Here is a 22810-nt window from a genome sequence, read left to right on the forward strand (position 1 = left end):
TCTAAATCCATACTAGTGTAGAGTAAGAAGGACGTTAGAAAGGAATTAGCTCTCATGACAAAAGAACAATGGGTGGCGGATTTAGCAAAGAGCGTTAATCCGGCCAATATTAAGTTAGATGAATCATTGCAGCAATATACTATGACAAAATTAGGTGGTAAAGCGGATGTTTTCGTTCTCGTTGAAACAGAGGAAGAGGCAGCAACGGTTATTCGCTATGCCCATAAGAATAATATACCTTTATTAATGTTAGGTAATGGATCTAATATGGTCGTTCGTGATGGCGGTCATCGAGGGATCGTTGTTACATTTTCATTTTTAGATGAGATTCGCATTAATGGTGACCATGTTTACGCGCAAAGCGGTGCACTTATTAAGGATGTATCGAAACTGGCTGCGGCTGCATCTTTAACAGGTTTTGAATTTGCATGTGGTATCCCTGGCTCAGTTGGTGGAGCTATGGCAATGAATGCAGGTGCATATGGCGGTGAAATTAAGGATATTATTATTTCTTCGAAAGTATTAACAAAAGAAGGCGAAATTTTAATATTATCGAAAGATGAACTTGAACTTAGTTATCGACATAGTATCATTGCCAAGAAGGGGTATTATGTATTATCATCCGAATTTCAATTAGTAAAAGGTGTACAGGAAGAAATTGATGCAAAAATTGCTGATTTAACGTTTCAGCGAGAATCTAAGCAGCCGTTAGAATACCCATCTGCAGGAAGTGTTTTTAAGCGCCCACCAGGTTACTTTGCTGGCAAGCTTATTCAAGATAGTGGCTTACAAGGAAAAGGCGTAGGTGATGCAGAGGTATCAACGAAGCATGCAGGCTTTATTGTTAATAAAGGTAATGCAACGGCTACTGACTATATTGCAACAATCCAAATGGTACAACGAGTAGTTAAAGAAAAGTTTGGCATCGACTTAGAAACAGAAGTAAAAATCGTTGGTGACGAATTATAGGATACTACGCCCTTCGCTAATGGTGGAGGGCGTTTTTTTGAGGAGTGAAACAGAAAATGAAGTTTATATCATGGAATGTTAATGGGATTAGAGCCTGCTTAGGTAAAGGGTTTTTAGATTTCTTCAATCATGTAGATGCAGATTTTTTCTGTATTCAAGAAACAAAGTGTCAGGCTGAACAAGTGGAGATTTCACTTGAGGGATATGAGCAATATTGGAATTATGCAGAGAAGAAAGGTTATTCAGGTACAGCCATCTTTACAAAACATACCCCACTTGCAGTACGTTATGGTGTTGGTGACGATGAATCGCAGGAAGAGGGGAGAATTATTACACTAGAGTATGAAGATTTTTACTTAGTGAATGTTTATACTCCGAATTCACAGCGTGATTTAGCTAGACTACCTCTTCGTTTAAAATGGGAGGATCGATTAGCGTTATATTTAAAAGAGTTAGATTCTAAGAAACCTATAGTCTACTGCGGTGATTTAAACGTCGCACATATGGACATTGATTTAAAAAATGCGAAGTCTAATGTTGGTAATTCAGGTTTTACATATGAAGAACGTGAAAAAATGACGGAGCTATTGGCAAGTGGTTTTGTAGATTCATTCCGCTACATGTATCCAGATACAACAGATCACTATACATGGTGGTCTTATATGAATAAAGTACGCGAACGTAATATCGGATGGCGTATTGACTACTTTATTGTTTCTGAAAGACTAAAGAACAACATTAATGTGGCAAGCATTCATTCACAAATTATGGGCAGTGATCATTGTCCAATTGAATTACAGCTTAATAACTAGTTTCTATGAAAAATCGTATTTTCTAAAAAGAAATACGATTTTTTTTAAAAACTGAAATGCAATAAATACTAAATTTCGAAACTTTTAAAAGGATTTGAAAGCGTGTAAAAGAATATATTGCAAAAAGGGGGTCGGGATGTGAGAAAGTTTACATGGAAAAAGTGGCTACTGGCTATAGCGGGATTTTTAGCTGTAGTAGCTATTGTCGCATTTATTGGATTTACATGGTTTATGAATAAATCTAAACCTGTAATTGATGGAGAGCTTTCGTTGAGCGTGTTAGATGAAGATGTAACTGTCACAAGGGATGACAAAGGTATACCTCATATTTTTGCAAAAACAGATGCAGATTTGTATCGTGCACAAGGATATGTTCAAGCGCAAGATCGACTGTTTCAAATGGATTTAGCGCGAAGACAAGCTAGTGGTCGTTTGTCGGAAATAATCGGTGAGGCAACTATTGATACTGACAAACATTTCCGAACGTTTAGCTTGCGTGATGCAGCTGAAAAATCATTATCTACCTATGATGCAGAAAGTAGACAGGTACTTGATTGGTTTGCAGATGGCGTCAATGTTTTTATTACACAGGCTAAGAAAAATAATACATTAAGCTATGAATTTGCATTACTAGGCTACGAACCGGAGGAATGGTCCGTTGTAGACTCTCTTACTATTGGGAAATATATGGCCTATGACTTAGGGGGGAATTGGAATACGCTTGCGTTCCGTCATTGGGCTTTACAAAACTTTGGTGAAGAAAAAGCTAAAGAATTATTTATTAAGTATCCTGAAAACGCTTCATCTATTATCAAGGCAAATAAAGAAAATCCAGTAGCCGTGGCAGGGCATTTTAAGACAGAGCTGTTGCCAAATGAATTTAATGGCAGTAATAACTGGGTTGTATCGGGGAAGAAAACAAAAAACGGTACGCCAATTTTAGCAGATGATCCACATTTAGGATTGAGTACACCATCTATTTGGTATCAAATGCATCTACAATCTCCTGAGCAAAATGTGAGTGGCGTAATCTTTGCAGGTGTCCCGGGCATTATTTTAGGTCACAACGATAACATTGCATGGGGTGTAACAAATGTTGGACCTGATGTACAGGATTTATATATTGAAATACCAAATCCGAATAATCCAACACAGTTCCGCTATGATGGCAAGTGGGAGCAAGCAGAGGTGCGCAATGAACCGATAAAGGTAAAGGACGGAGAAACGGTAGATTTTAATGTCGTCGTCACACGTCACGGCCCAATCATGACAGATTTAGCTTTTAAAGATACTGAGCCTACAGCACAATTTTCGATGCAGTGGACGGCACTGCAACCGACGACAGAACTACGTGCAGTGTTAGGCTTTAATAAGTCAAAATCCTGGAGTGAATTTGAAAAAGCATTAGAGGATTTTAAGGCACCAGCTCAAAATTTCGTTTTTGCATCAAAGGATGGCACAATTGCGTATAAAGCGAATGGTCAAATTCCGATTCGAAAACAAGGGGACGGACAATTGCCGGTACCGGGTGATTCTAGTGACTATGGGTGGGATGGCTTTATCCCGTGGGATGAGCTTCCGACTGTAGTAAACCCAGATGAAGGCTTTATTGCAACAGCGAATAATGAAGTTATTGGGGAAGAATATCCTTATCATATAACAGATTTCTGGGCACAGCCTTATCGTTTTGAACGGATTAAGGAAATTTTAGCGGCGAATGACTCTTTAACAGTGGAAGACATGATGAATTTACAAATGGATCAGCATAACCTATATGCTCGTGAGTTTTTACCATATTTATTAACATCAATAAAAGCACAAGATCAGGATGGAAAATATAAAGATGTTATAAAGTTATTAGAGAATTGGGACATGGTAGATGCAAAGGATTCAGGGGCGCCATTAGTGTTCCATACATTAATGGAAAAATTACAGGAAGTGTTATTTAAGGATCAGATGCCAGAAGATATGTATGAATTAATGTATGGGAAATTTAATATTACAGACCAACTTTTACGTACAGCTTATGCCGGTAAGGAGAGCATATGGGTTGATGAACAGGGTGGAGTAGATGCAACAGTTTACAAGGCGTTAGAGCTCACTGTCGCACAAATAGAAAATCAATTCGGAAAAAACGTATCGAAATGGAAATGGGGTAACTTCCATCAGCTTACCTTTGACCATACATTAGGTAAAGCTTCGCCGATTCTTGCAGCATATTTTAATGCTAAAAAGGTTCCTATTGGTGGTTCAAAGGTTACTGTTCAGGCTGCTGATAATGACTTAGCTGGAAATGTTAATCATGGGGCATCATGGCGCTTTGTTGTTGATGTTGGTGATTTAAGTTCAGCCTATCATATCGTTGGTCCCGGACAGAGTGGACATGTAAAATCAGCTTGGTATCAAGATCAAGTAATGGATTGGGCTAATGGAGATTATCATCAAACGTTTGTGAGAGAAGAAGATATTAAAGGTAAAACGTTGCGATTAAAAGCACGGTAGGAAGAGAAGCTATAAGAATCTATAGGGTTTTATATTAAGAAAACAGGGTTTCTCAGCAAAGCGAGGGGTTGATTTCCGTTTCGACTGAGCGCTTTGTTGTTGCTGTCGCTACGCTTTCGCACAGATAAAACAATTGCTGCCGCTTCGCTTTCGCACAGATAAAACATTTGCCGCTGACGCTTCGTTTTCGCGCAGAGCAGAGCTTCCTGGGGGCGTCCGATGAGCCGCTTGGGCCAACACGATGTTGGTCACGAAGGCGTTATCACAGGACGTGATGGTTTTAGCCTTCGTTCCTCTATCCGCTGATCCCCGAGGAGTCGCTCAATCTTCACTCCAATCAACCTCTTAGCATGGCATATTTATCTCTACTTTGTTTAATATGTCACCATAATTTCATTATCACAACAACATGCAAAGTTATCACATTGAAGTGATAGCTTTTTTGCTTTTATATGCATGAGTAGTAATTTAAATAAAAACATTTTTAAATTTGTGATATAAATCATTTACATTCAAATAATCGTTTGAATATGATGGAATATTATGTTATATTGAAAACAATCAAACAAACATTTGAATGAGGTGAAGAAAAATGCCAAAAGAAGTATGTGAGATAACACATGTTCATGAAGAAGCTGTCATTAAGGTACAACAGCAAATGCCAGATCTATCAGGAGTAGCAAAATTTTTAAAGGCATTATCTGATGAAACAAGACTTAAAATTGCGTATGCCTTAACGGTCAAAGATGAATTGTGTGTTTGCGATGTTGCTTCCATTATCGGCTCTTCAGTAGCAACAGCATCGCATCATTTACGATATTTGAAAGATAATAATTTAGCGAAATCCTATCGTAAAGGAAAGCAAATGTACTACTCTTTAGCTGATGAGCATGTGTATCAAATTGTAACGATTGCCTACGAACATGTGAAAGAGGGGATTGCAAATGGCAGCGACACCAACTAAACAAGAATACAGGCTACAAAACTTATCCTGCGCCAGCTGTGCAGCAAAATTCGAAAAAAACGTGAAGGCTATTCCTGAGGTCCAGGATGCACAAGTGAATTTTGGTGCTTCTAAAATAATGGTTATTGGTAATATTGACGCTGATCAGCTTGAAGAAGCAGGTGCCTTCGACGGCATAAAAGTATCCCAATCAACAGTAAGAACAATTGAAAAATCAACACCTTTTTATCGAAAAACAGAAAATATATTAGCTGGAATCTCCTTGTTATTCATAGTGCTTGGATATGTGTTTGGAGCAATGCGTAGTGAAACTGAGCCACTAACTATTGGGATGTTTATTATCGCGATTCTAGTCGGGGGAATTGGAATTTTCAAAACAGGTTTCCGCAATCTAGCGCGCTTTGAATTTGATATGAAGACGTTGATGACCATTGCAGTAATCGGTGCAGCCATTATAGGAGAATGGGAAGAAGCGGCCGTTGTTGTCTTTTTATTCGCTGTAAGTGAAGCACTTGAAGCGTATTCAATGGATAAGGCGCGTCAATCAATTCGTCAGCTAATGGATATAGCTCCACCAACAGCAACGATAAAGCGAGCGCATGGCGAACATTTCCATGAGATGGAGCTGCCAACGGAGGAGATTGAGATTGGTGACATTTTAATCGTTAAACCTGGTCAGAAGATTGCAATGGACGGAATTGTAGTTAGTGGATTGTCAGCAGTGAACCAGGCAGCGATTACAGGTGAATCTATTCCGGTCAGTAAAACAGTCGATGACGAAGTATTTGCAGGAACATTAAATGAAGAAGGTGCCCTAGAGGTTCGTGTGACAAAGCGAGTAGAGGACACAACAATTGCAAAAATCATTCATCTTGTTGAAGAAGCCCAGGCAGAAAAAGCACCTTCGCAGCAATTCGTTGATCGCTTTGCGAAATACTACACGCCTGCAATTATGATTGTAGCTTTACTTGTAGCGGTTATCCCTCCTTTATTTATAGGTGATTGGCAACATTGGATTTACCAAGGATTAGCTGTCCTTGTTGTAGGTTGTCCATGTGCATTAGTCGTTTCTACACCAGTTGCTATTGTTACGGCAATCGGGAATGCTGCTAGACAAGGTGTTCTTATTAAAGGCGGAATTCATTTAGAGCAGCTTGGTCATATTGAAGCAATAGCATTTGATAAGACAGGAACACTTACAAAAGGTCAACCTGCTGTAACGGATATTTTTACATCGCAACAGATGTCTGAGGATTATGTTTTACAGCTAGTAGCGGCCGTTGAAAAGCAATCACAGCATCCATTAGCTAAAGCAATTTTACAGGCATTGCATGAGAAAAATTTAACAGAGCTTATACCAACAGACTTTCAATCCGTAACAGGAAAGGGTGCCTACGCAACGGTAGACGGTCAAATAATCTATGTAGGAAGCTTAAAATGGATTGCTACATTAACGACTGTTGATGAAATGATAAAAGAACAGGTTGAAAAACTTCAACAACAGGGTAAAACAGTTGTAGCAGCTGTTAGTAATGATCAGTTTATAGGCATGATTGGTATTGCTGATCAATTACGTCAAGAAAGTAAAGATGTCTTGAATAAATTAAATGGTTTAAAAGTGAAGCATAAAGTTATGCTAACAGGTGATGCAGAGCCAACAGCACAGGCAATTGCAACTTCTTTAAATATGACAGATGTGAGAGCAAGTTTATTACCAGCAGAAAAATTAATGGCCATTAAAGATTTACGTGCACAGTATGGTGCAGTAGCGATGGTAGGAGATGGTGTTAATGATGCACCTGCACTTGCCTCAGCCGATGTTGGTATTGCAATGGGAGGTGCTGGCACTGATGCAGCACTAGAAACTGCGGATATCGCATTAATGGGTGATGATTTAACAAAGCTTCCTTATACGATTGGCTTAAGTAGGAAAACATTACGCATCATTAAAGAGAACATTATATTTGCCTTAGCCCTAAAATTAGTTGCCTTGTTACTCGTTATCCCTGGATGGCTAACATTATGGATTGCGATCTTTGCAGATATGGGTGCTACGTTACTAGTTGTGTTTAACTCATTGCGATTAATCAAAACTAAGAAATGGTGAATAAGATATAATCTGGAGGAAGTTTGTAGGAAATTAAATCATTCTAAGGAGTTAGTAATATGTTTTGATATAGATGCTACTAGCGATTCTTGAAAAAAAGCTTCGTTAACGTTATTATGGTTTCAGGAATAATGTAACAATTAAATATAAATGAGGCGAAGGTTTGAATATGTCAGATCCTATTTTAGTAAATGTTACAGAGGAAATTGTGCGTGGTTTAGTAAGTTTTCTACTACGAGGACCGGAATATCAAACATTTTGTAAATGTGAAATCTGTGAACTTGACGCAGTGGCACTTACACTAAATGCATTGCCTAGCAAGTATGTTACATCTATGGAAACCCGAGATGAAGCATTTAGAATGATGAATACTCCTGAAAATATTGAACGAATCAATAAAGAGATTATTCATGCATTACATGTGGTAAATAAGCATCCTCGACATAAGGCAGAGCCAACTTCTATATGAAGTTGGCTTTTCATGTTTTTGAAAAAGTATTGGGTCAATTGAAGGTGTGTCTAAATAAAGTATAGCCTTTTGGAGCAACAAATGTTTTATGTGCGAAAGTGAAGTGGTAGCAACATCAGATACAAAACCGTTAAGTTATAAATCTATTCAGTTCGAATATGATGAGTAGCCAAAGCGTTCACTTTTGAAATGCAAGAAATTTATAATAACACTACGCTATTGTTGATTGGAGTGGAAGGCTACTCGACTCCCGTGGGAAAGCGAGACAGGCGAGACCCTGCACGGAGCGCAGCGGAGGAAGCGGCTCGACGCTCGCCCACAGGAAAGCGAGTAGCCTGGAACGGAAATCAATCCCTTACTTTGCCGCAAAGCACACTTTATTTAAAATGATACCTTAATTTCATTGACACAAATTTTCCAACTATACGGGAGCCAACATATGAAGTTGGTTCTTTTTAGGGTGCACATGTATTGTTTTTTTTGCATATGTATTTTCAGTTAACTTTTAAGGCAAGCTTGTAGTAAACTAGAGAGTAAGAAAAGGAAAGAGAGGGAAAAGGATATGCCAACACCTAGTATGGAGGACCATATCGAACAAATATACTTATTAATCACAAATAAAGGGTATGCTCGTGTGTCTGACATTGCTGAAGCATTATCTGTTCTTCCTTCTTCTGTTACGAAAATGGTTCAAAAATTAGATAAAGATGGTTATTTAGTTTATGAAAAATACCGTGGCCTTACATTGACGCCTAAAGGAGAAAAGCTTGGAAAACGTCTTGTACTGCGCCATGAGCTTCTAGAGCAATTTTTGCGAATCATTGGTGTAGATGAAGAGCGAATTTACGATGATGTAGAAGGAATTGAACATCATTTAAGTTGGAACTCAATCGATCGAATTGCGGATCTTGTGCAAGTAATGGAAGAAAATCCGGACATCGTTAAAAAACTAGAGGCATCTAGAACACATCATAATTTCTAAAGTTTTTGTGAAAATGATGTTAAGAGGGAAAGGAAGACAATATGAACGAATTAAAATCAGGTGAAGTTGTTACGTTAACTGTATTAGAACAACAAGCATCGAAATGGATCTTAACAAATGGAGTTGACGAACTGCCCTTAAATGCTTCAGAGGTAACAGAGCCACTTGCAATAGGTGACCGCCTTGAAGTATTTTTATTTGCGGATCGTCGTGGCGATTTAGCGGCTACAACAGCTATTCCAGCTTTCGTACAAGGGGAATATGGCTGGGCTCGTGTTCTAAAAGTAGTCGAGCGTGAAGGGGCTTTTGTAGATATCGGTACTTCACGTGAGGTGCTAGTAAAAGCTGAAGATTTACCTGCAATAATAGAACTTTGGCCAGCACCAGGCGACCATTTATTTATGACATTACGCACAGATCGCAATGGTGATTTATTTGGACGTTTAGCAACTGAAGAAAAAATTTCGGAATTATATGAAGGTGCATTTGAAGAACTGCACAATAAAAACATTAAGGCGCGTCCATATCGTTTATTACCAGTTGGCTCATTTTTATTAGGTGTGGAGATCCCATACCGTATTTTTGTTCATGAGTCAGAGCGTAATGCAGAACCTCGTCTTGGACAAGATGTAGATGTTCGTATTATTGATGTAAAAGATGATGGTTCAATGAATGGTTCACTTTTACCACGTAAACATGAGCGTCTTTCAGATGATGCACAAAGAATTTTAAATTATCTACAAGAGGTAGGGGGCAAAATGCCATTTGGCGATAAATCCTCACCTGATGAAGTTCAAGAAATGTTTAAAATGAGTAAAGGTGCATTTAAACGAGCGTTAGGTACGCTTATGAAAGCTGGTAAGGTAAAACAGCAGGACGGTTGGACAGAGGAAATTTAACTTCTTTCAGCGAGTGTTTTTGTAGCGAAAGCGAAGTGACAGATACAAGTGTTTTCTGTAGCGACAGCTACAAGTGTTTTTGTTACTAAATGAAATTAAAGAAAATGACGAGAGCTGCTTTGAAACCTTCTCGTCTTTTTTTCGTACTAATTATTGCTTACCTTCTTTAGCGTGAGACCAAACATCCGCTGAAAAAAGGTATAGCCTCCGGCAGATGTCACGGATTCGGGAAGGAGCTCAATAAAGGATGTTAGCCTAAAATCATCGCATCCATGCGATAACAGCTAACTGACCTGCATCGGTAAAAACGCCACGTCCTGTGGCATTACCGAAATGACCGACATCGTGTCGGCCCTCGTGCAGGCCTAAGCGCAAAGCCGAATCCGGACGCATTGTTTATCTGTAGCGACAGCGGCAATTATGCCGAGGTATAATTGATTGGCAAACATTATACAGGCCAAATGAGTTTTCTAACGAAAGGGGTCACACAATTTGAAAAAAACGTGGATAAAAATACTAACGGCGACTATGTTAGTATTTGGCGTGATGGCACCAGCAACAAGTTTTGCAGCTGATAATACGCCACCTAAAGCAATTGATGAAAAGCTAGGAGCACCAATCGTCGTATACGGTGCAAACTTATCTGAGACTGAAAAAGAGTCTGTTAAAAAGTCATTAAAAGTGAACGAAGAGCCTGAAGTTGAAGAAATAACAGTTTCAGGTCAAGACTTAGCTAAATATATTAAAGATAGTAATTCAAGCTCTCGTATGTATTCTTCTGCCAAAATTACGCGCAAGAATGCAGGAGAAGGCTTAGTTATTGAAATTGTTACACCGTCAAATATTACACAGGTTACTTCTGAAATGTATGCAAATGCCATGCTAACTGCAGGTATTGAAGATGCAACAGTACAGGTGGCTGCGCCTAAGGCAGTAACAGGCCATTCAGCGCTTGTGGGAATATATAAAGCTTACGAAGTAACAACAGGTGAAAAGCTAGATACTGATCGTACAGATGTTGCAAATGATGAACTATCAGTAGCAACTACTCTTACGCAATCGGCAGGCGTGGACGATGCTAAGGTTGCGCAATTACTAACGGAAATCAAAAAAGAAATTGCAGACTCGAAGCCAGCAACTAAAGAAGAAGTTGAAAAGATTGTGCAAGAGCAATTAAACAAGCTTGAAATTAATTTAAGTGACAAGGACCGTCAATTGCTAGTTGATTTGATGAATAAAATTAGTAAACTAGACATTGATTTTGGTAAATGGTCTAAACAATTAGATGATATTAGCAGTACGATTAAAGATAAATTCGGATCACTAATGGAAGATAAAGGATTCTGGGAAAGTGTGAAAAATTTCTTTGCTAATTTAAAGGATACAATTGCGTCCTGGTTTAATTAATTCATAGAAAAGAATCTGCAACACTTTCTCTTGATTGCTAGAGGAAGGTAGCAGATTCTTTTATTTTTCAAGGGATGTACTTTTTTAAGTGCTACATAAAAAAAGCTGTGTTACTATGAAAAAAAGGAGTGGTGAGAAATGGAATTTCAATTACAACAGCTAGCAGAAAATAAGCTTGCTTTTGCCTATGAGCAAGAAGGGGAAAGATTAGCGGAAATTACATGGCAACAAAAGGGTCAAGTAATGGTAATGGATCACACATATGTATCAGATAAGCTCCGTGGCCAAGGTGTGGCAAAAAAATTGCTGGATCATGCTGCAGCTTATGCACGTGAGAAAGGCTATAAAATGGAAGCTGTTTGCTCGTATGTAGTTGCAGCATTTGAAAAGTCTAATGATTATAATGATGTAAAACAATAAAGTGAAACTTACTACCCGTTAATGCGGGATAAAAATAAGGCAATCTGCTTGGTAGAAAGCGGATTGCCTTTTAACTTCTTTCAGTAAATGTTTTTGTAAAACATTCGCTGAAAGAAGTTAAAGCTTCCAGCGGCAAATGTTTTCTGTGCGAAAGCGAAGCGACAGCAACAATTATGCTGAGTCATAATTGATTTTTGCAAATCATCCATGCTACTCCTTACAGTAAAATACTATAAATTAATACTGTTAAGAAGCCTGCTCCACCTACTAATGAAGCCATGTCTACCCAATCATATACTGAGTCCAAATCTTTCATGATAATCACTCTCCAATTATTAGTGTTAATACATTATTTCCCTTTAACTGTCCTTTATAATCATAAATATTTACCATAATATGGGATTTAATTTAATTTCAATTGGGTACTTTAAATAACATTCCTTATTTTTGGTGATAAGCAAAAAATAGTTACCTACAATGAAATTTAGTAGGAGGTTGATTAACTATGTCTGGGAACATACAGACTTACTATGAATTTTGTTTATATGGTAGACGAAGGATTATAGATGATCTCTCTTTATATATATGCTGTAACGTATATAAAAATTATGTTTAGTCCTCAAATAATAAGGAAAAGATATATTATAGAGCCAGTTTCAATATTTTTGGGAGGGATTTATAATGGCAAAAGGAAAAAGAACAGGTGTTGTAATTGCGGGGTTAGCTGTAGCAGCATCTTATTTAAGTAAAAAAGAAAATCGTGATAAAGCATTAAGTATGTTTAATAGTACAAAATCTAAATTAGCATCTTATTTGAATACAACGAATATGGAGATGCACAAAGACATATCAGAGCGTATATCGACTGAAGTAGCGACAGAAGCTGGAACGTCTCCAACAAAAATAGCTTCAAACGAAATGGTTGCTGAAGGTGGGGGACATACAGGTATCAATTACTACAATGGAGAAATTCAGGAACAAGGTAAATAATAACAAAACCTTCTCATTCAACGTGAGAAGGTCTTTTTTGTGTACATATAATGATCAATGCAAATACTAATAATACAATTCCAGTAAATATAAAGCCGCTGACAATACCTAGTGAGAGCCATCCGAGCAATGAGGAACCTAGGACGACTCCTAGTGAGAAGAAGGCATAAAAATAACCATAGGCTTTTCCGCGGATTTCAGCAGTCGTAGAGTCGATTAAAAGTGAATTGACTGATGGGAACAAGAAGCCAAACCCGATACCATAGCAGGCCATTGCAATATAAAGTAACGTACTTGAATCCGCCTGACTAATTAATAATTGACTGATCCCCATTAAACTTATACCTAGTGATAATGTTTTAATTGGTGCCACCCTATCGAAAATACGGTTAGTCGGCAAAATAAATACGAGTACAGCAATAATTCCGAATGTACTCATCAAAGTGCCACTTAAGCGTGAATCAAAGCCTAAAGATTGTACTTTTAGAGGAAGGAGATAGGCAATAACCCCTTGAGAAAACATTAAAAAGAATGCACTTGAGAAGGCTTTTAATGTACCTGTATTAGTAAAAAGTACATGAATAGGGATGTTTGTAATTGGCGCAGATTTTTCTTTTTTTACTTGCTTTGATTTTAGTAAAAAGAAGGCGAGTACACTCAACAAGAGCATAAAGCTTGCTGTTATATTAAAAACGAATGGTACGCTAGTACGACTCGCTAAAATGCCACTAAATGCGGGGCCGATTATTGCGGCAATGCCAACAAAAGCTCCAGAGATAGCACTACCCTTACCTCTTTTCTCTTGTTCAGTTGCATTTGCTAAAAATGTGAATGCAGCAGGAACAATTAAGCCCGCAACTAATCCATGTGCAAAGCGCACTACTAATAGAACAATAGGATCTTCTACTAGATTATAAAGTGTAAGTGAAAGCCCTGTTGTTAGTAGACCTAGGATTAAAATAACGAATGGTCCCTTACGATCCGTTAAAATACCAGAGATAATATTACCAAATGTATTGGAAAGAGAATACATACCTACAGCCAAGCCAGTAAAGAAGGCTGATGCCCCTAAGGATTCAGCATATGTACTCATGATAGGAAGCTGGGTAAATAGGTCGAAAAATGAAAAGAATATAATCAAATAGATAAGTTTCTTCATTGCTCCTCCGATGGAAAGTTATGTATTTAGTAAGATAGTCCAACACTGATTATACCATTCCCGAAAAAAAAGAACGCCTCATAAGTTTTTCAACTTATGAAGCGTTCCTGAAATATGAAATTAAGCTTTAGCAATTTCTTTTTTCATTGTTTTGTTTTTACCAAGGTTTACGTGCCAAGAAAGTGCTTCCTCTAAAATATGAGGTGTTTGATGGCCACCAGTTGCTTCTAGAGCACGGTTATAGTAATCCCAAAGTTGTTCTTTGTAATCTGGGTGTGCACAGTTTTCGATAATTAAAGGTACACGCTCTTGTGGCGCAAGACCACGTAAGTCAGCAATACCTTGCTCAGTTACGATTACATCAACATCATGTTCAGTGTGGTCAACGTGAGAAACCATTGGCACGATTGAAGAGATAGCGCCGCCTTTTGCGTATGATTTAGTAACGAAAATACCTAGACGTGCGTTACGTGCAAAGTCACCTGAACCACCGATACCGTTCATCATACGAGTACCTGATACGTGTGTTGAGTTTACGTTGCCATAGATATCTAATTCAAGAGCAGTGTTGATTGAGATTAGACCCAAACGACGGATAAGCTCTGGGTGGTTAGAAATTTCTTGTGGACGTAGGCAAATTTTATCAGCGTATTTCTCTAGATTGCCATATACTTTTTTCTGCAATTCTTCAGTCAGTGTAATTGAAGTAGCTGCTGCAAATTTAACTTTACCAGCATCAATTAAGTTGAATACTGCATCTTGAAGTACTTCAGAAGCAACAACTAAATCTTCAAATTCTGAATTTGCGAAGCCGTCAAGTACAGCGTTTGCAACAGAACCTACACCAGATTGTAATGGCATTAATTGTTTTGTTAAGCGACCAGCTTTAATTTCATCGCTGAAGAAATCTAATAAAATGTTCGCCATTGTTTGTGTTTCTTCATCTGGCGGAACGATTAATGAAGGAGCATCTGGCTCTTCAGAAATAACAATCGCTTTAATTTTAGCTGGATCTACTTTAATACCGATGTCACCAATGCGTTGCATAGCATCAGTCATTGGGATTGCTTCACGTTGACCTTGCTCACCTGGTACATAGATATCGTGGATACCAATTAAAGCTTCTGGATGAGAAATATTTAATTCGACAATAATATTTTCAGCATATTCAGCGAAGATTGGTGAGTTACCAACAGAGTTTGTTGGGATAATAAACCCATCTTCTGTAATAGCAACAGCTTCAAGGATTAAATATTTAATTGGTCCAATAATTCCTTGACGAACTAATTCAGCGTTATGTGAAAGATGTGCGTCTACATATAGGACATCACCAGAGTTAATTAAATTACGAATCTTAGCATCTCCTTGGAACGGTCCACGTTTGCGAATAACGCCAGCATCAGCTAAGTAATTATCAACTTCAGGTCCTAAAGAAGCCCCTGTATATACATCAATTTTGAATTTTTCGTTTTTAGCGCGCTCTACTAATGCCATAGGAACAACTTTTGCGTCCCCCGCACGAGTGAATCCACTCATACCAACTACATCACCGTTAGAAATCAGTGCTGCAGCTTCATCAGCAGTAACAATTTTACTTTCAAGTTCTTTTAAGCCTAGGCGTTTTTGAACATTTGCATCCATTAAAAAATCCTCCCCTAAAAAGTTTGATGGAAACCGATTACAAAACTAGAAAAAACGTGTAAGAATTTTCTGTTTATTCAGTTGTAGTATGACTCCAACCATTTGAATAATACTATCACCAAATTGTCACAAAAACTTTAGAAATAGCATTAAATTGAGTAAAAAGAGGAAAAATGAGCATAAAAACGAATTTTCGACAGAGAAAACGTTTTAATGTAGAGCTACAAAGGAAATTTTCTAAAAATAAAAGATTAAATAACATAATGGGGGGTGATTTTCGTTCCAACTGTGCGCTTTGTTGCTGACGCTTCGCTTTCGCACAGAGCAGAGCTTCCTGGGTGCGTCTGATGAGCTTTAACGTGTCATCCTAAACTGTTGGTGATGTGCAGTAAGAAAAAAGTACAGCGAACAATTAAAATTGCTCGCTGTACTTTACAAAATTAGAAACCTAAAGAACGACGGAAGTAACTTGCATAGCGTTGGCTAACAGGAATACGGGTACCGTCTTTCATGATTAATAAAAACGTTGAATGTGAATCTGGTTGAATTTCATCAATGTAGTCAATGTTAACGATATAAGAGCGGTGACAACGTATAAATGAGTCAGGGGCTAAAAATAGCTCAAGATCACTTAGGTTTAAGCGGTGATATCCTTCACGACTCATTGTTTTAACAAATGTTTTTCGGAGCTGTGTTTCAAGATAAATAACCTGGTCATGCTTGATTGGGTACCAACAATCGTCAATTTTGATTGTAATGTAGTTCGTTAAAAATGCTGACGGCTTTTGTGGGAAGATCGCAGTGATAGCACCCTTAGTTTCACCTTCCTCCATTAAAGGAATACTCATGCCGTAATATGCTACTCCAAATACATCAGGCTCAATGTAAGAGCTAATCTTTTGTCCGTAGTTTAACGCTTTATGAGCTGCAGAACCTTCTTTAATTGGGTCGCCAGGTTTGATTTTTAAATCAACTTTTTTGCTCGGTTGGTAGTACAAGTACTCGTTTGTATCGGAAATTGCAATGGAAGTATTCTCAGGGAAGAATTCCTTAATAATCTCCATAATTTCTTCTATTTGTTTTGGTTCCAATTTTAACACCTCGTCTAAACTTTTAAAAATAGTATTATCATCTATTTTACTACATATTCGTATAAATTATATAGAGAAGATTTCGGAATAAAAAAGAGAAATGTCGATTGATGAAATATAAAGCTGTAAAATCCATTACATAATTTGTAACAAATTTTAAATAATTACTAATTCATTTTGGTATGTATATGGTAAAATCTAAATGTAGGTAAATAAGTTTACGAGGTTTCTACTATGTATATATGATAAATTAGAACTAGTGCAAGAGACAAAATGTGGTTGAAAGGAAATCGCAGAATATGGTAAAATTCACTGTATAGTCTATTTTTTTTTGTAACTAGTGGTTTAGTTGGGTTATTTTTAAGTTATATTCAATTATATAATTGTGAAATATGACTCAATTCATACAATTATTAAGGAAATACTATTTTCTTATATGAAATAGATATGTGTCAAAAAATGTAAAAGCAACTCGTGCAATCTGAAGAAAGATGGGGAAGATTATGCAACTACATCAACATTCTATATCAGAAACGATATCCAAAAGATACTTTCAAGAAATCGATAGTATTAATCAATACATCGGTATAGAAGAATTTTTTAATATTGAGTCGAAATTAATATTTGAAATTTACCATTTAGAATCGGCAAAGGCTAAAAAATCTTTGCATGAATTAATTGATATTCTTTCAATACGTTTTGGCAAACAAGTCATTAAAATTGTTCGAAGTTATTTTTCTGTTTTGTCGTCAATTGTTGCTCGTAAATTGCTAGACAATCAAGTTCCTTCGAAGAAAGCATTTGCTTTTAACATTGCTTGTAATGATATGATCGAAAATCAAATGAAAGACGCAGAATTTTTACAATTTGCTGATGATTTAATCGATTTCTTTGTCTATTTTATTGCAGATCGCAAGCAACCGACTTTCCGTCACCAGACAGTTAATAAAGTAATTATGTATATAAATGATGAATTGGAAAATGACTTAACAGTGGAAAGCATCGCAAATAACTTCCATATTAGTACTAGTCACTTATCGCGTATTTTTAGAGAACATGTTGGTATTACACTAGTTGAATATCTAAATGTTCGTCGAGTAGAAGAGTCACAGTACTATCTTAGACACACTAATAAAAGTATTACTTCTATTTCAGATCAATTCCATTTCTGTAACCAAAGTTATTTTACCCGCATCTTTAAAAAATATACTGGGGTAACGCCCAAACATTTCCGAGATGAACTACATCACGAGTTTTATCGTTTTGAGATGGCGGAATCAGAGTTTCAAAACGTCTAAAGCTAGAAGTATATCTAGTATTATTCACAATGGGTTATAAATAAGATTAATAAATAGATGCGGACACATTAGCGATGCTAAAGCTCGCATCTTTTTTATGTTATGGAATTAGTAGCACTTGCTATTTGATAAAGATAGGCCAGATAATGTATACTTCATTTTAGTTGATAAATAATAGTAGGTGGAAAAATGAAAAATTTGAAGCTATTTTCAATGCTTGGACTCGCCGTTTTTGTTCTTAGTGGCTGTCAAGCTGTGCAAAACAAAGAAGGTTTTTTCTATAGTATCTTTGTAAAACCAATGGAATTTTTATTAGAATTTTTCGGTAACACTATGTTTTCAGGTAGCTATGGTTTAGCAATCATTGCTATTACAGTTCTTATTCGTTTAGTCTTAATGCCGATTATGTTAAAAAATTACCGTTCGCAGCAAAAGATGAAAATGAAAATGGATGCGTTTAAGCCTGAAATGGAAGCTGTTCAGAAAAAGATGAAGGAAGCAAAGACAAAAGAAGAGCAAACGAAGTATCAACAAGAAATGATGGCATTATATCAAAAACATGGTATCAATCCACTTAACATGGGCTGTTTACCAATGTTAATTCAAATGCCAATTATCATGGGTCTTTATTTCTCCATTTTATATTCTACAGACGTGAAAGCACACGAATTTTTATGGTTTAGCTTAGGTTCACCTGATATCGCTATGACAATTGTCGCGGGTCTTGTATATTTAGTTCAAGCACGTGTATCATTATGGACAGTACCAGAGCAACAAAAAGCACAAATGAAAATGTTTATTTATATTTCACCAATTATGATTGTCTTTATCTCGATGACATCTATGGCAGCCCTACCACTTTACTGGTCAGTCAGCGGTGCGTTGTTGATTATTCAAACATATATCGGTCGAAAATTTTATTCGGAGCATCCGGAAAAAGTAAACTAATAAAATAATTTTTGTCGAGGCGCCTATGTAGCCTCGATTTTTTTAGGAGGACAGCAAGATGAACATAAAGTTGCTATCATCTATTCTCGTCGCGATTTTTAGTATTGCGGCTATCGTATTTATTATCATGGGTAATTTTAATTTTGCAGTATTGGCAATGACTATTATGTTTGCCGTATCGAATGGTTTTAGGGCAAAAAGTTTTAAAGAGCAAGGTTATGTAAAAGAGGCAAAATGGATGAAGTACATGGCAATATTTTTCTCAATTGCTTCTATAGTAGTGCTTATTATTATTCTCACAGACTAACAGATTAATTTTAAAATCATTGGTGAAAATCTACACCCTAAATTGTGAACAGTGCTAAAATGAGACTATACCAATATAGTGGATCATCACCAAAACGTGTGGTTGATTTCCGTTCCGACTGGGCGCTTTGTCGCTGACGCTTCGCTTTCGCACAGAGCAAAGCTTCCTGGGGGCGTCCGATGAGCCGCTTGGGGCAACAGGATGTTGATCACGAAGGCGTTATCACAGGAAGTGGCTTTTAGCCTTAGTTCCTCTATGTGCTCGCTCCAGGGTCTCATCTGTGACGCTAATCCCCAAGGAGTCGCCCAGTCTCCACTCCAATCAACTTATTCACATAGTAGACGTTTTAACAAAAGTATCCATAACTTTGGGTGATGAACCAATATAGTACAAAATAGTATCGGTACTTACTAGGACTGTTCTTTCTAAATTCTTTGAAAGAGGATCCTTACTATGTAGTACTGGATAACTTTAAAAGGGGTAAAAAATAGTGAAAAAGAAACGTTTACCACTCATCCTTGGTGCTGTAATCTCAGTGGCGCTTATTGTCTCTATTTTCGTAGTGTATAACTATAAAAATAAACAGGTAAGTAATGCATCAGATGAAGAAGAACAACAAACAGCAGAACCAACTAAAAAAGATGCACCTGCAAAAGAAGAGCCGAAAAAAACAACAGATAATCCTGTGAAGCCAGAGCAGAAGACAGATGAAAATGGCTATGTACCAAATCAAACATTACCAACCGAGCCGACATATATTAAGGGGATTTTATTAGCGAATAAAATATATCCGCTACCATCTACCTTTGCGCCTGAAGAAAATCCTGAGGCACGTCAAGCTCTAAACAAAATGTTTGCTGCAGCAAAACAACAAGGTTTTGATTTAGTTGCATTTAGTGGCTATCGATCTTTTGAATATCAAACAACATTATATAATAACTATGCTAAACGTGATGGGCAAGCTGCTGCTGATCGCTATAGTGCTCGACCGGGTTATTCAGAACATCAAACAGGTTTGGCCTTTGATATAGGGGAAAGCGGCAAAGATAGTTTATGGTTAACTGAAGAATTCGGTGAAACACCAGCTGGACAATGGTTATTTACGCATGCTCAAGATTACGGCTTTATTTTACGATTCCCCCAAAATAAAGAAGACATCACAGGTTATATGTATGAGTCATGGCACTATCGTTATGTTGGTGTAGACATAGCAAAAGACATTAAAAAACAAAATATTACGCTAGAAGAATATTTAGGTGTGAAATAAAAAAGGGAAGAGAGTTGTTCATCATTAATGAACTAGCTCTCTTCCTTTTCTACATTCTACAAGATAGGTGTTAATAAACGTGAAACTGATTCTTTAAATTTAATCAGTGTAGAACGATTTTTGTACATTTCCCAAGTTAATTCAGTACAATCAAAAATATCCTTTTCAAACAGCTCAGCAAGCTGATGTGAAATCGTTGAGTCATAGATAAATGCATTAACTTCAAAATTTAAACTGAAACTTCGTACGTCAAGGTTTGCAGTTCCGACTGTAGATGCTTCATCGTCAATAATAATTGCTTTAGCATGAATAAAGCCCTTTTCATAAATATAAACTTTTGCTCCTGCACGCAATAATTGTCCTACGTATGAGTATGTAGCCCAATAAACAAACATATGATCAGGCTTATTCGGAATCATGATCCTTACATCTATACCTGAAAGCGTCGCAATTTTAATAGCTTCTAGAAAACTAACATCGGGTATGAAATATGGCGTTTGGATATATATATATTTTTTCGCCATATTAATAAGCTTTAAATAACCAATTTTAATTTGTTCCCATTCAGAGTCAGGGCCGCTAGACACGATTTGTAAGCCCACATCACCTTTTTTTGGAATAGCAGGGAAGTAACGGTCCGAATAACCCATTTTCTGTTGTGCGCAAGCTTGATTCCAATCAAGTAAAAAGCGTGTTTGTAATGGATGTACCGCACTACCTTCAATACGTAAATGTGTATCTCGCCAATAGCCAAATTTCTTTTGTAGACCAAGGTACTCATCCCCGACATTAAAGCCCCCGATATAACCAATCCGGCCATCAATCACAACAATTTTCCGGTGATTTCTAAAATTTAAACGAGGGTTTATAAGTGGAAAAATAGATGGGAAAAATACTTCGATTTCACCGCCTGCATTAAGCAATTCCTTGAAATGGCGCTTTTTAATGTTGCGTGAGCCCATTTCATCATATAAGATTCTTACCTTAACCCCTTGCTTTGCTTTTTTTATAAGTTTATCAATAATGCGTGTACCTAAGTCATCTAGACGGAAAATATAATATTGAATGTGAATATGATCTTTTGCTACCTCAATATCTTTCAGAAGTTGCTCAAATTTATTTGCACCATCATCAAAAATATCAATGTGGTTGTCCTGCGTTAAAACTGCATTATTTGTTTTAAGATGCATATAAATCATTTCTTTATAATTTTCCGCATTTTCTATACGAAACTCGAATGTGTCGTTTCGGATCGCTTCTGTCTGATAACTAATGAGGTTATCGATACCAATATCCTTGCGTCCTTCCCAACGGAATAAATGCTTTCTCCGTAATTGTCGTCCGAATAGCAAGTATAAAATAAACCCACCTAATGGAATGAAAAATAGTACGAGAATCCATGCCCATGTAGAAGTGGCATCTTTACGCTCTAAAAAAATTATGACCATTGCTGCTAAAATATTGATAAACATAATGAAAGATACTAGAAATCCAAAGTCTGTAAAAATACTCATTCCTACACCTGCCTTTTCTACATTTTTCACAATATATCTAGTATAGCTTACTTTATATGTGGAAAGAAGATACGAAATTTGTTAGTACGCATGGAAAAGGATTACCTCCGAAACTAACGAGGTAATCCAAAATCAATTTCGCCTTTCGTAATTGTTGTAAGCGACCGCTACATTTGTCGAATAAGGATCAATAATGCTCCCATTGAAATAAAATATCAGAAAAATCCTTTTGAAGAAGCTTTTCTCTGTTAATGAAAAATTTCCCAACGCCACTATCTGCCCACATTATACCAATTTCATCATTAGAGTCAATTTGGAGTAGCAATACATCATATCGTTTAAGAAGCTGCGATTCGTGACGGATATCTTCCTCTAAAAAATAGGCATAACCACCGATTTTAGCTCCAGCCCCTAAGAAGTGCTGTAGATAAATTTCTCGTAAATCAACATCTTGTGATGAAGGTATTAAGTTTGGTAAACAATGTATCGCGCGATAATCTAAAGCAGATACAGGTTCTTGGATAGGTTGGAATTGTAATGCTAACTCCTGGTGAATAGGGAACCTGTCATCTGCTGTTTGTACTAAAAACTCCTGTTTAGGGACTGTCGCTTCAAAATTTACAGTAGGATAAAAACGTATTTTATAAAATTGCTGGAAAATATCCTCGTGATAATGATCAACATTCACGAAAATATTAGATGAAATAAAAAATTGTAAAATACCCTGAGATGGGAAATCCTTTAGTGGTGGCATTTCTGCAAAGTTAATTTGAGCTAATAGCCGCATAGGCTCACCTGTAATATCTTTCGGATATGTTTGGGAATAGGGTAAGTAAGGTTCCCCAGCAAATTTACTTTCTGTTAACGTAGTTGATCGTTTATATGGTGTGATAATCATTGCTGAAAGTAGTGTATCTTCAATTTCAAAACGAAACGATTCTAGCTCTTTTGGAAGAAAAAGATTTGTTGTTTTGTTCATGCGGGGCCCTCCGATATTCTGCTTTACATTCTTTCGGCAAATGTCTTTTGTACCGAAAGCGTAGCGTCAGGTACAGAAGTCTCCC

Annotated in this window: 20 protein-coding genes; 15 read left to right on the top strand and 5 right to left on the bottom strand. The window is 37.0% G+C overall.

The window, feature by feature from the left end; genetic code table 11:
- Positions 1-54 precede the first annotated feature (54 nt).
- The 11 genes from murB to ACMZ42_RS05175 all read left to right on the top strand — a co-directional run bounded on the left by murB (position 55) and on the right by ACMZ42_RS05175 (position 12521).
- Positions 55-969, top strand: coding sequence for a UDP-N-acetylmuramate dehydrogenase (gene murB / locus ACMZ42_RS05125; RefSeq protein ID WP_415730820.1), 915 nt, complete (start codon positions 55-57; stop codon positions 967-969).
- A gap of 56 nt (positions 970-1025) precedes the next feature.
- The gene (locus ACMZ42_RS05130) at positions 1026-1781 is read left to right on the top strand and encodes an exodeoxyribonuclease III (protein WP_370079991.1); all 756 of its coding nucleotides are present in this window, start codon (positions 1026-1028) and stop codon (positions 1779-1781) included.
- 138 nt (positions 1782-1919) lie between these two features.
- Complete coding sequence (locus tag ACMZ42_RS05135; protein WP_415730821.1) at positions 1920-4283, top strand: penicillin acylase family protein; 2364 nt, start codon at positions 1920-1922, stop codon at positions 4281-4283.
- A 592-nt stretch (positions 4284-4875) separates the two neighbouring features.
- Positions 4876-5247, top strand: coding sequence for an ArsR/SmtB family transcription factor (locus tag ACMZ42_RS05140; RefSeq protein ID WP_370079987.1), 372 nt, complete (start codon positions 4876-4878; stop codon positions 5245-5247).
- Complete coding sequence (locus tag ACMZ42_RS05145; RefSeq protein ID WP_370079985.1) at positions 5228-7354, top strand: heavy metal translocating P-type ATPase; 2127 nt, start codon at positions 5228-5230, stop codon at positions 7352-7354. The genes ACMZ42_RS05140 and ACMZ42_RS05145 overlap by 20 nt, the downstream gene beginning before the upstream one ends.
- A 169-nt stretch (positions 7355-7523) precedes the next feature.
- The gene (locus ACMZ42_RS05150) at positions 7524-7823 is read left to right on the top strand and encodes a late competence development ComFB family protein (RefSeq protein ID WP_370080102.1); all 300 of its coding nucleotides are present in this window, start codon (positions 7524-7526) and stop codon (positions 7821-7823) included.
- 562 nt (positions 7824-8385) lie between these two features.
- Entirely contained in the window at positions 8386-8805 is a 420-nt protein-coding gene (gene mntR / locus ACMZ42_RS05155; protein ID WP_132361580.1) for a transcriptional regulator MntR, read from the top strand.
- 41 nt (positions 8806-8846) lie between these two features.
- Complete coding sequence (locus ACMZ42_RS05160; protein WP_370079983.1) at positions 8847-9704, top strand: S1 RNA-binding domain-containing protein; 858 nt, start codon at positions 8847-8849, stop codon at positions 9702-9704.
- A 492-nt stretch (positions 9705-10196) separates the two neighbouring features.
- Complete coding sequence (locus ACMZ42_RS05165; protein ID WP_370079981.1) at positions 10197-11111, top strand: DUF1002 domain-containing protein; 915 nt, start codon at positions 10197-10199, stop codon at positions 11109-11111.
- Between the two features lie 138 nt (positions 11112-11249).
- Positions 11250-11531 carry a GNAT family N-acetyltransferase gene (locus ACMZ42_RS05170; RefSeq protein ID WP_370079979.1) on the top strand — a complete coding sequence of 94 codons (282 nt, stop codon included), beginning with the start codon at positions 11250-11252 and terminating at the stop codon, positions 11529-11531.
- A 681-nt stretch (positions 11532-12212) separates the two neighbouring features.
- Complete coding sequence (locus ACMZ42_RS05175; RefSeq protein WP_415730822.1) at positions 12213-12521, top strand: hypothetical protein; 309 nt, start codon at positions 12213-12215, stop codon at positions 12519-12521.
- A 13-nt stretch (positions 12522-12534) separates the two neighbouring features.
- On the opposite strand, the gene ACMZ42_RS05180 is transcribed toward ACMZ42_RS05175, so the two are convergent.
- The 3 genes from ACMZ42_RS05180 to ACMZ42_RS05190 all read right to left on the bottom strand — a co-directional run bounded on the left by ACMZ42_RS05180 (position 12535) and on the right by ACMZ42_RS05190 (position 16412).
- Positions 12535-13680, bottom strand: a complete 1146-nt coding sequence (locus ACMZ42_RS05180) for an MFS transporter (RefSeq protein ID WP_415730823.1) — start codon at positions 13678-13680, stop codon at positions 12535-12537.
- A 120-nt stretch (positions 13681-13800) separates the two neighbouring features.
- A complete protein-coding gene (locus ACMZ42_RS05185; RefSeq protein ID WP_370079973.1) occupies positions 13801-15321 on the bottom strand; it encodes a succinate CoA transferase in 1521 nt (506 codons plus the stop codon).
- 440 nt (positions 15322-15761) lie between these two features.
- On the bottom strand, positions 15762-16412 hold the full coding sequence (locus ACMZ42_RS05190) for a LytTR family DNA-binding domain-containing protein (RefSeq protein WP_132361594.1): 651 nt from the start codon (positions 16410-16412) through the stop codon (positions 15762-15764).
- A gap of 503 nt (positions 16413-16915) precedes the next feature.
- Here ACMZ42_RS05190 and ACMZ42_RS05195 point away from each other — a divergent pair.
- From ACMZ42_RS05195 to ACMZ42_RS05210, 4 genes are all read left to right on the top strand, one after another.
- A complete protein-coding gene (locus ACMZ42_RS05195) occupies positions 16916-17710 on the top strand; it encodes a helix-turn-helix transcriptional regulator (RefSeq protein WP_370079971.1) in 795 nt (264 codons plus the stop codon).
- A 189-nt stretch (positions 17711-17899) separates the two neighbouring features.
- The gene (gene yidC / locus ACMZ42_RS05200; protein ID WP_370079969.1) at positions 17900-18658 is read left to right on the top strand and encodes a membrane protein insertase YidC; all 759 of its coding nucleotides are present in this window, start codon (positions 17900-17902) and stop codon (positions 18656-18658) included.
- 58 nt (positions 18659-18716) lie between these two features.
- The gene (locus ACMZ42_RS05205; RefSeq protein ID WP_132361600.1) at positions 18717-18965 is read left to right on the top strand and encodes a hypothetical protein; all 249 of its coding nucleotides are present in this window, start codon (positions 18717-18719) and stop codon (positions 18963-18965) included.
- 490 nt (positions 18966-19455) lie between these two features.
- The gene (locus tag ACMZ42_RS05210) at positions 19456-20232 is read left to right on the top strand and encodes a D-alanyl-D-alanine carboxypeptidase family protein (RefSeq protein ID WP_370079967.1); all 777 of its coding nucleotides are present in this window, start codon (positions 19456-19458) and stop codon (positions 20230-20232) included.
- Positions 20233-20288: 56 nt separating this feature from the next.
- On the opposite strand, the gene cls is transcribed toward ACMZ42_RS05210, so the two are convergent.
- The gene (gene cls, locus ACMZ42_RS05215) at positions 20289-21746 is read right to left on the bottom strand and encodes a cardiolipin synthase (RefSeq protein ID WP_402870212.1); all 1458 of its coding nucleotides are present in this window, start codon (positions 21744-21746) and stop codon (positions 20289-20291) included.
- 187 nt (positions 21747-21933) lie between these two features.
- A complete protein-coding gene (locus tag ACMZ42_RS05220) occupies positions 21934-22725 on the bottom strand; it encodes a YwqG family protein (RefSeq protein WP_415730824.1) in 792 nt (263 codons plus the stop codon).
- Positions 22726-22810: the final 85 nt, after the last annotated feature.

The sequence above is a fragment of the Lysinibacillus sp. NPDC056185 genome (genome assembly GCF_047737915.1).
Classification (GTDB): Bacteria; Bacillota; Bacilli; order Bacillales_A; family Planococcaceae; genus Lysinibacillus.

Bases quoted from the DNA above. Each gene is read 5' to 3' on its own strand.
- mntR (WP_132361580.1), top strand. From the start codon at position 8,386: ATGCCAACACCTAGTATGGAGGACCATATCGAACAAATATACTTATTA.
- ACMZ42_RS05150 (WP_370080102.1), top strand. From the start codon at position 7,524: ATGTCAGATCCTATTTTAGTAAATGTTACAGAGGAAATTGTGCGTGGT.
- ACMZ42_RS05160 (WP_370079983.1), top strand. From the start codon at position 8,847: ATGAACGAATTAAAATCAGGTGAAGTTGTTACGTTAACTGTATTAGAA.
- ACMZ42_RS05195 (WP_370079971.1), top strand. From the start codon at position 16,916: ATGCAACTACATCAACATTCTATATCAGAAACGATATCCAAAAGATAC.
- ACMZ42_RS05220 (WP_415730824.1), bottom strand. From the start codon at position 22,725: ATGAACAAAACAACAAATCTTTTTCTTCCAAAAGAGCTAGAATCGTTT.
- ACMZ42_RS05130 (WP_370079991.1), top strand. From the start codon at position 1,026: ATGAAGTTTATATCATGGAATGTTAATGGGATTAGAGCCTGCTTAGGT.
- ACMZ42_RS05205 (WP_132361600.1), top strand. From the start codon at position 18,717: ATGAACATAAAGTTGCTATCATCTATTCTCGTCGCGATTTTTAGTATT.
- ACMZ42_RS05140 (WP_370079987.1), top strand. From the start codon at position 4,876: ATGCCAAAAGAAGTATGTGAGATAACACATGTTCATGAAGAAGCTGTC.
- ACMZ42_RS05185 (WP_370079973.1), bottom strand. From the start codon at position 15,321: ATGGATGCAAATGTTCAAAAACGCCTAGGCTTAAAAGAACTTGAAAGT.
- ACMZ42_RS05175 (WP_415730822.1), top strand. From the start codon at position 12,213: ATGGCAAAAGGAAAAAGAACAGGTGTTGTAATTGCGGGGTTAGCTGTA.
- murB (WP_415730820.1), top strand. From the start codon at position 55: ATGACAAAAGAACAATGGGTGGCGGATTTAGCAAAGAGCGTTAATCCG.
- ACMZ42_RS05145 (WP_370079985.1), top strand. From the start codon at position 5,228: ATGGCAGCGACACCAACTAAACAAGAATACAGGCTACAAAACTTATCC.
- ACMZ42_RS05180 (WP_415730823.1), bottom strand. From the start codon at position 13,680: ATGAAGAAACTTATCTATTTGATTATATTCTTTTCATTTTTCGACCTA.
- ACMZ42_RS05170 (WP_370079979.1), top strand. From the start codon at position 11,250: ATGGAATTTCAATTACAACAGCTAGCAGAAAATAAGCTTGCTTTTGCC.
- cls (WP_402870212.1), bottom strand. From the start codon at position 21,746: ATGAGTATTTTTACAGACTTTGGATTTCTAGTATCTTTCATTATGTTT.
- yidC (WP_370079969.1), top strand. From the start codon at position 17,900: ATGAAAAATTTGAAGCTATTTTCAATGCTTGGACTCGCCGTTTTTGTT.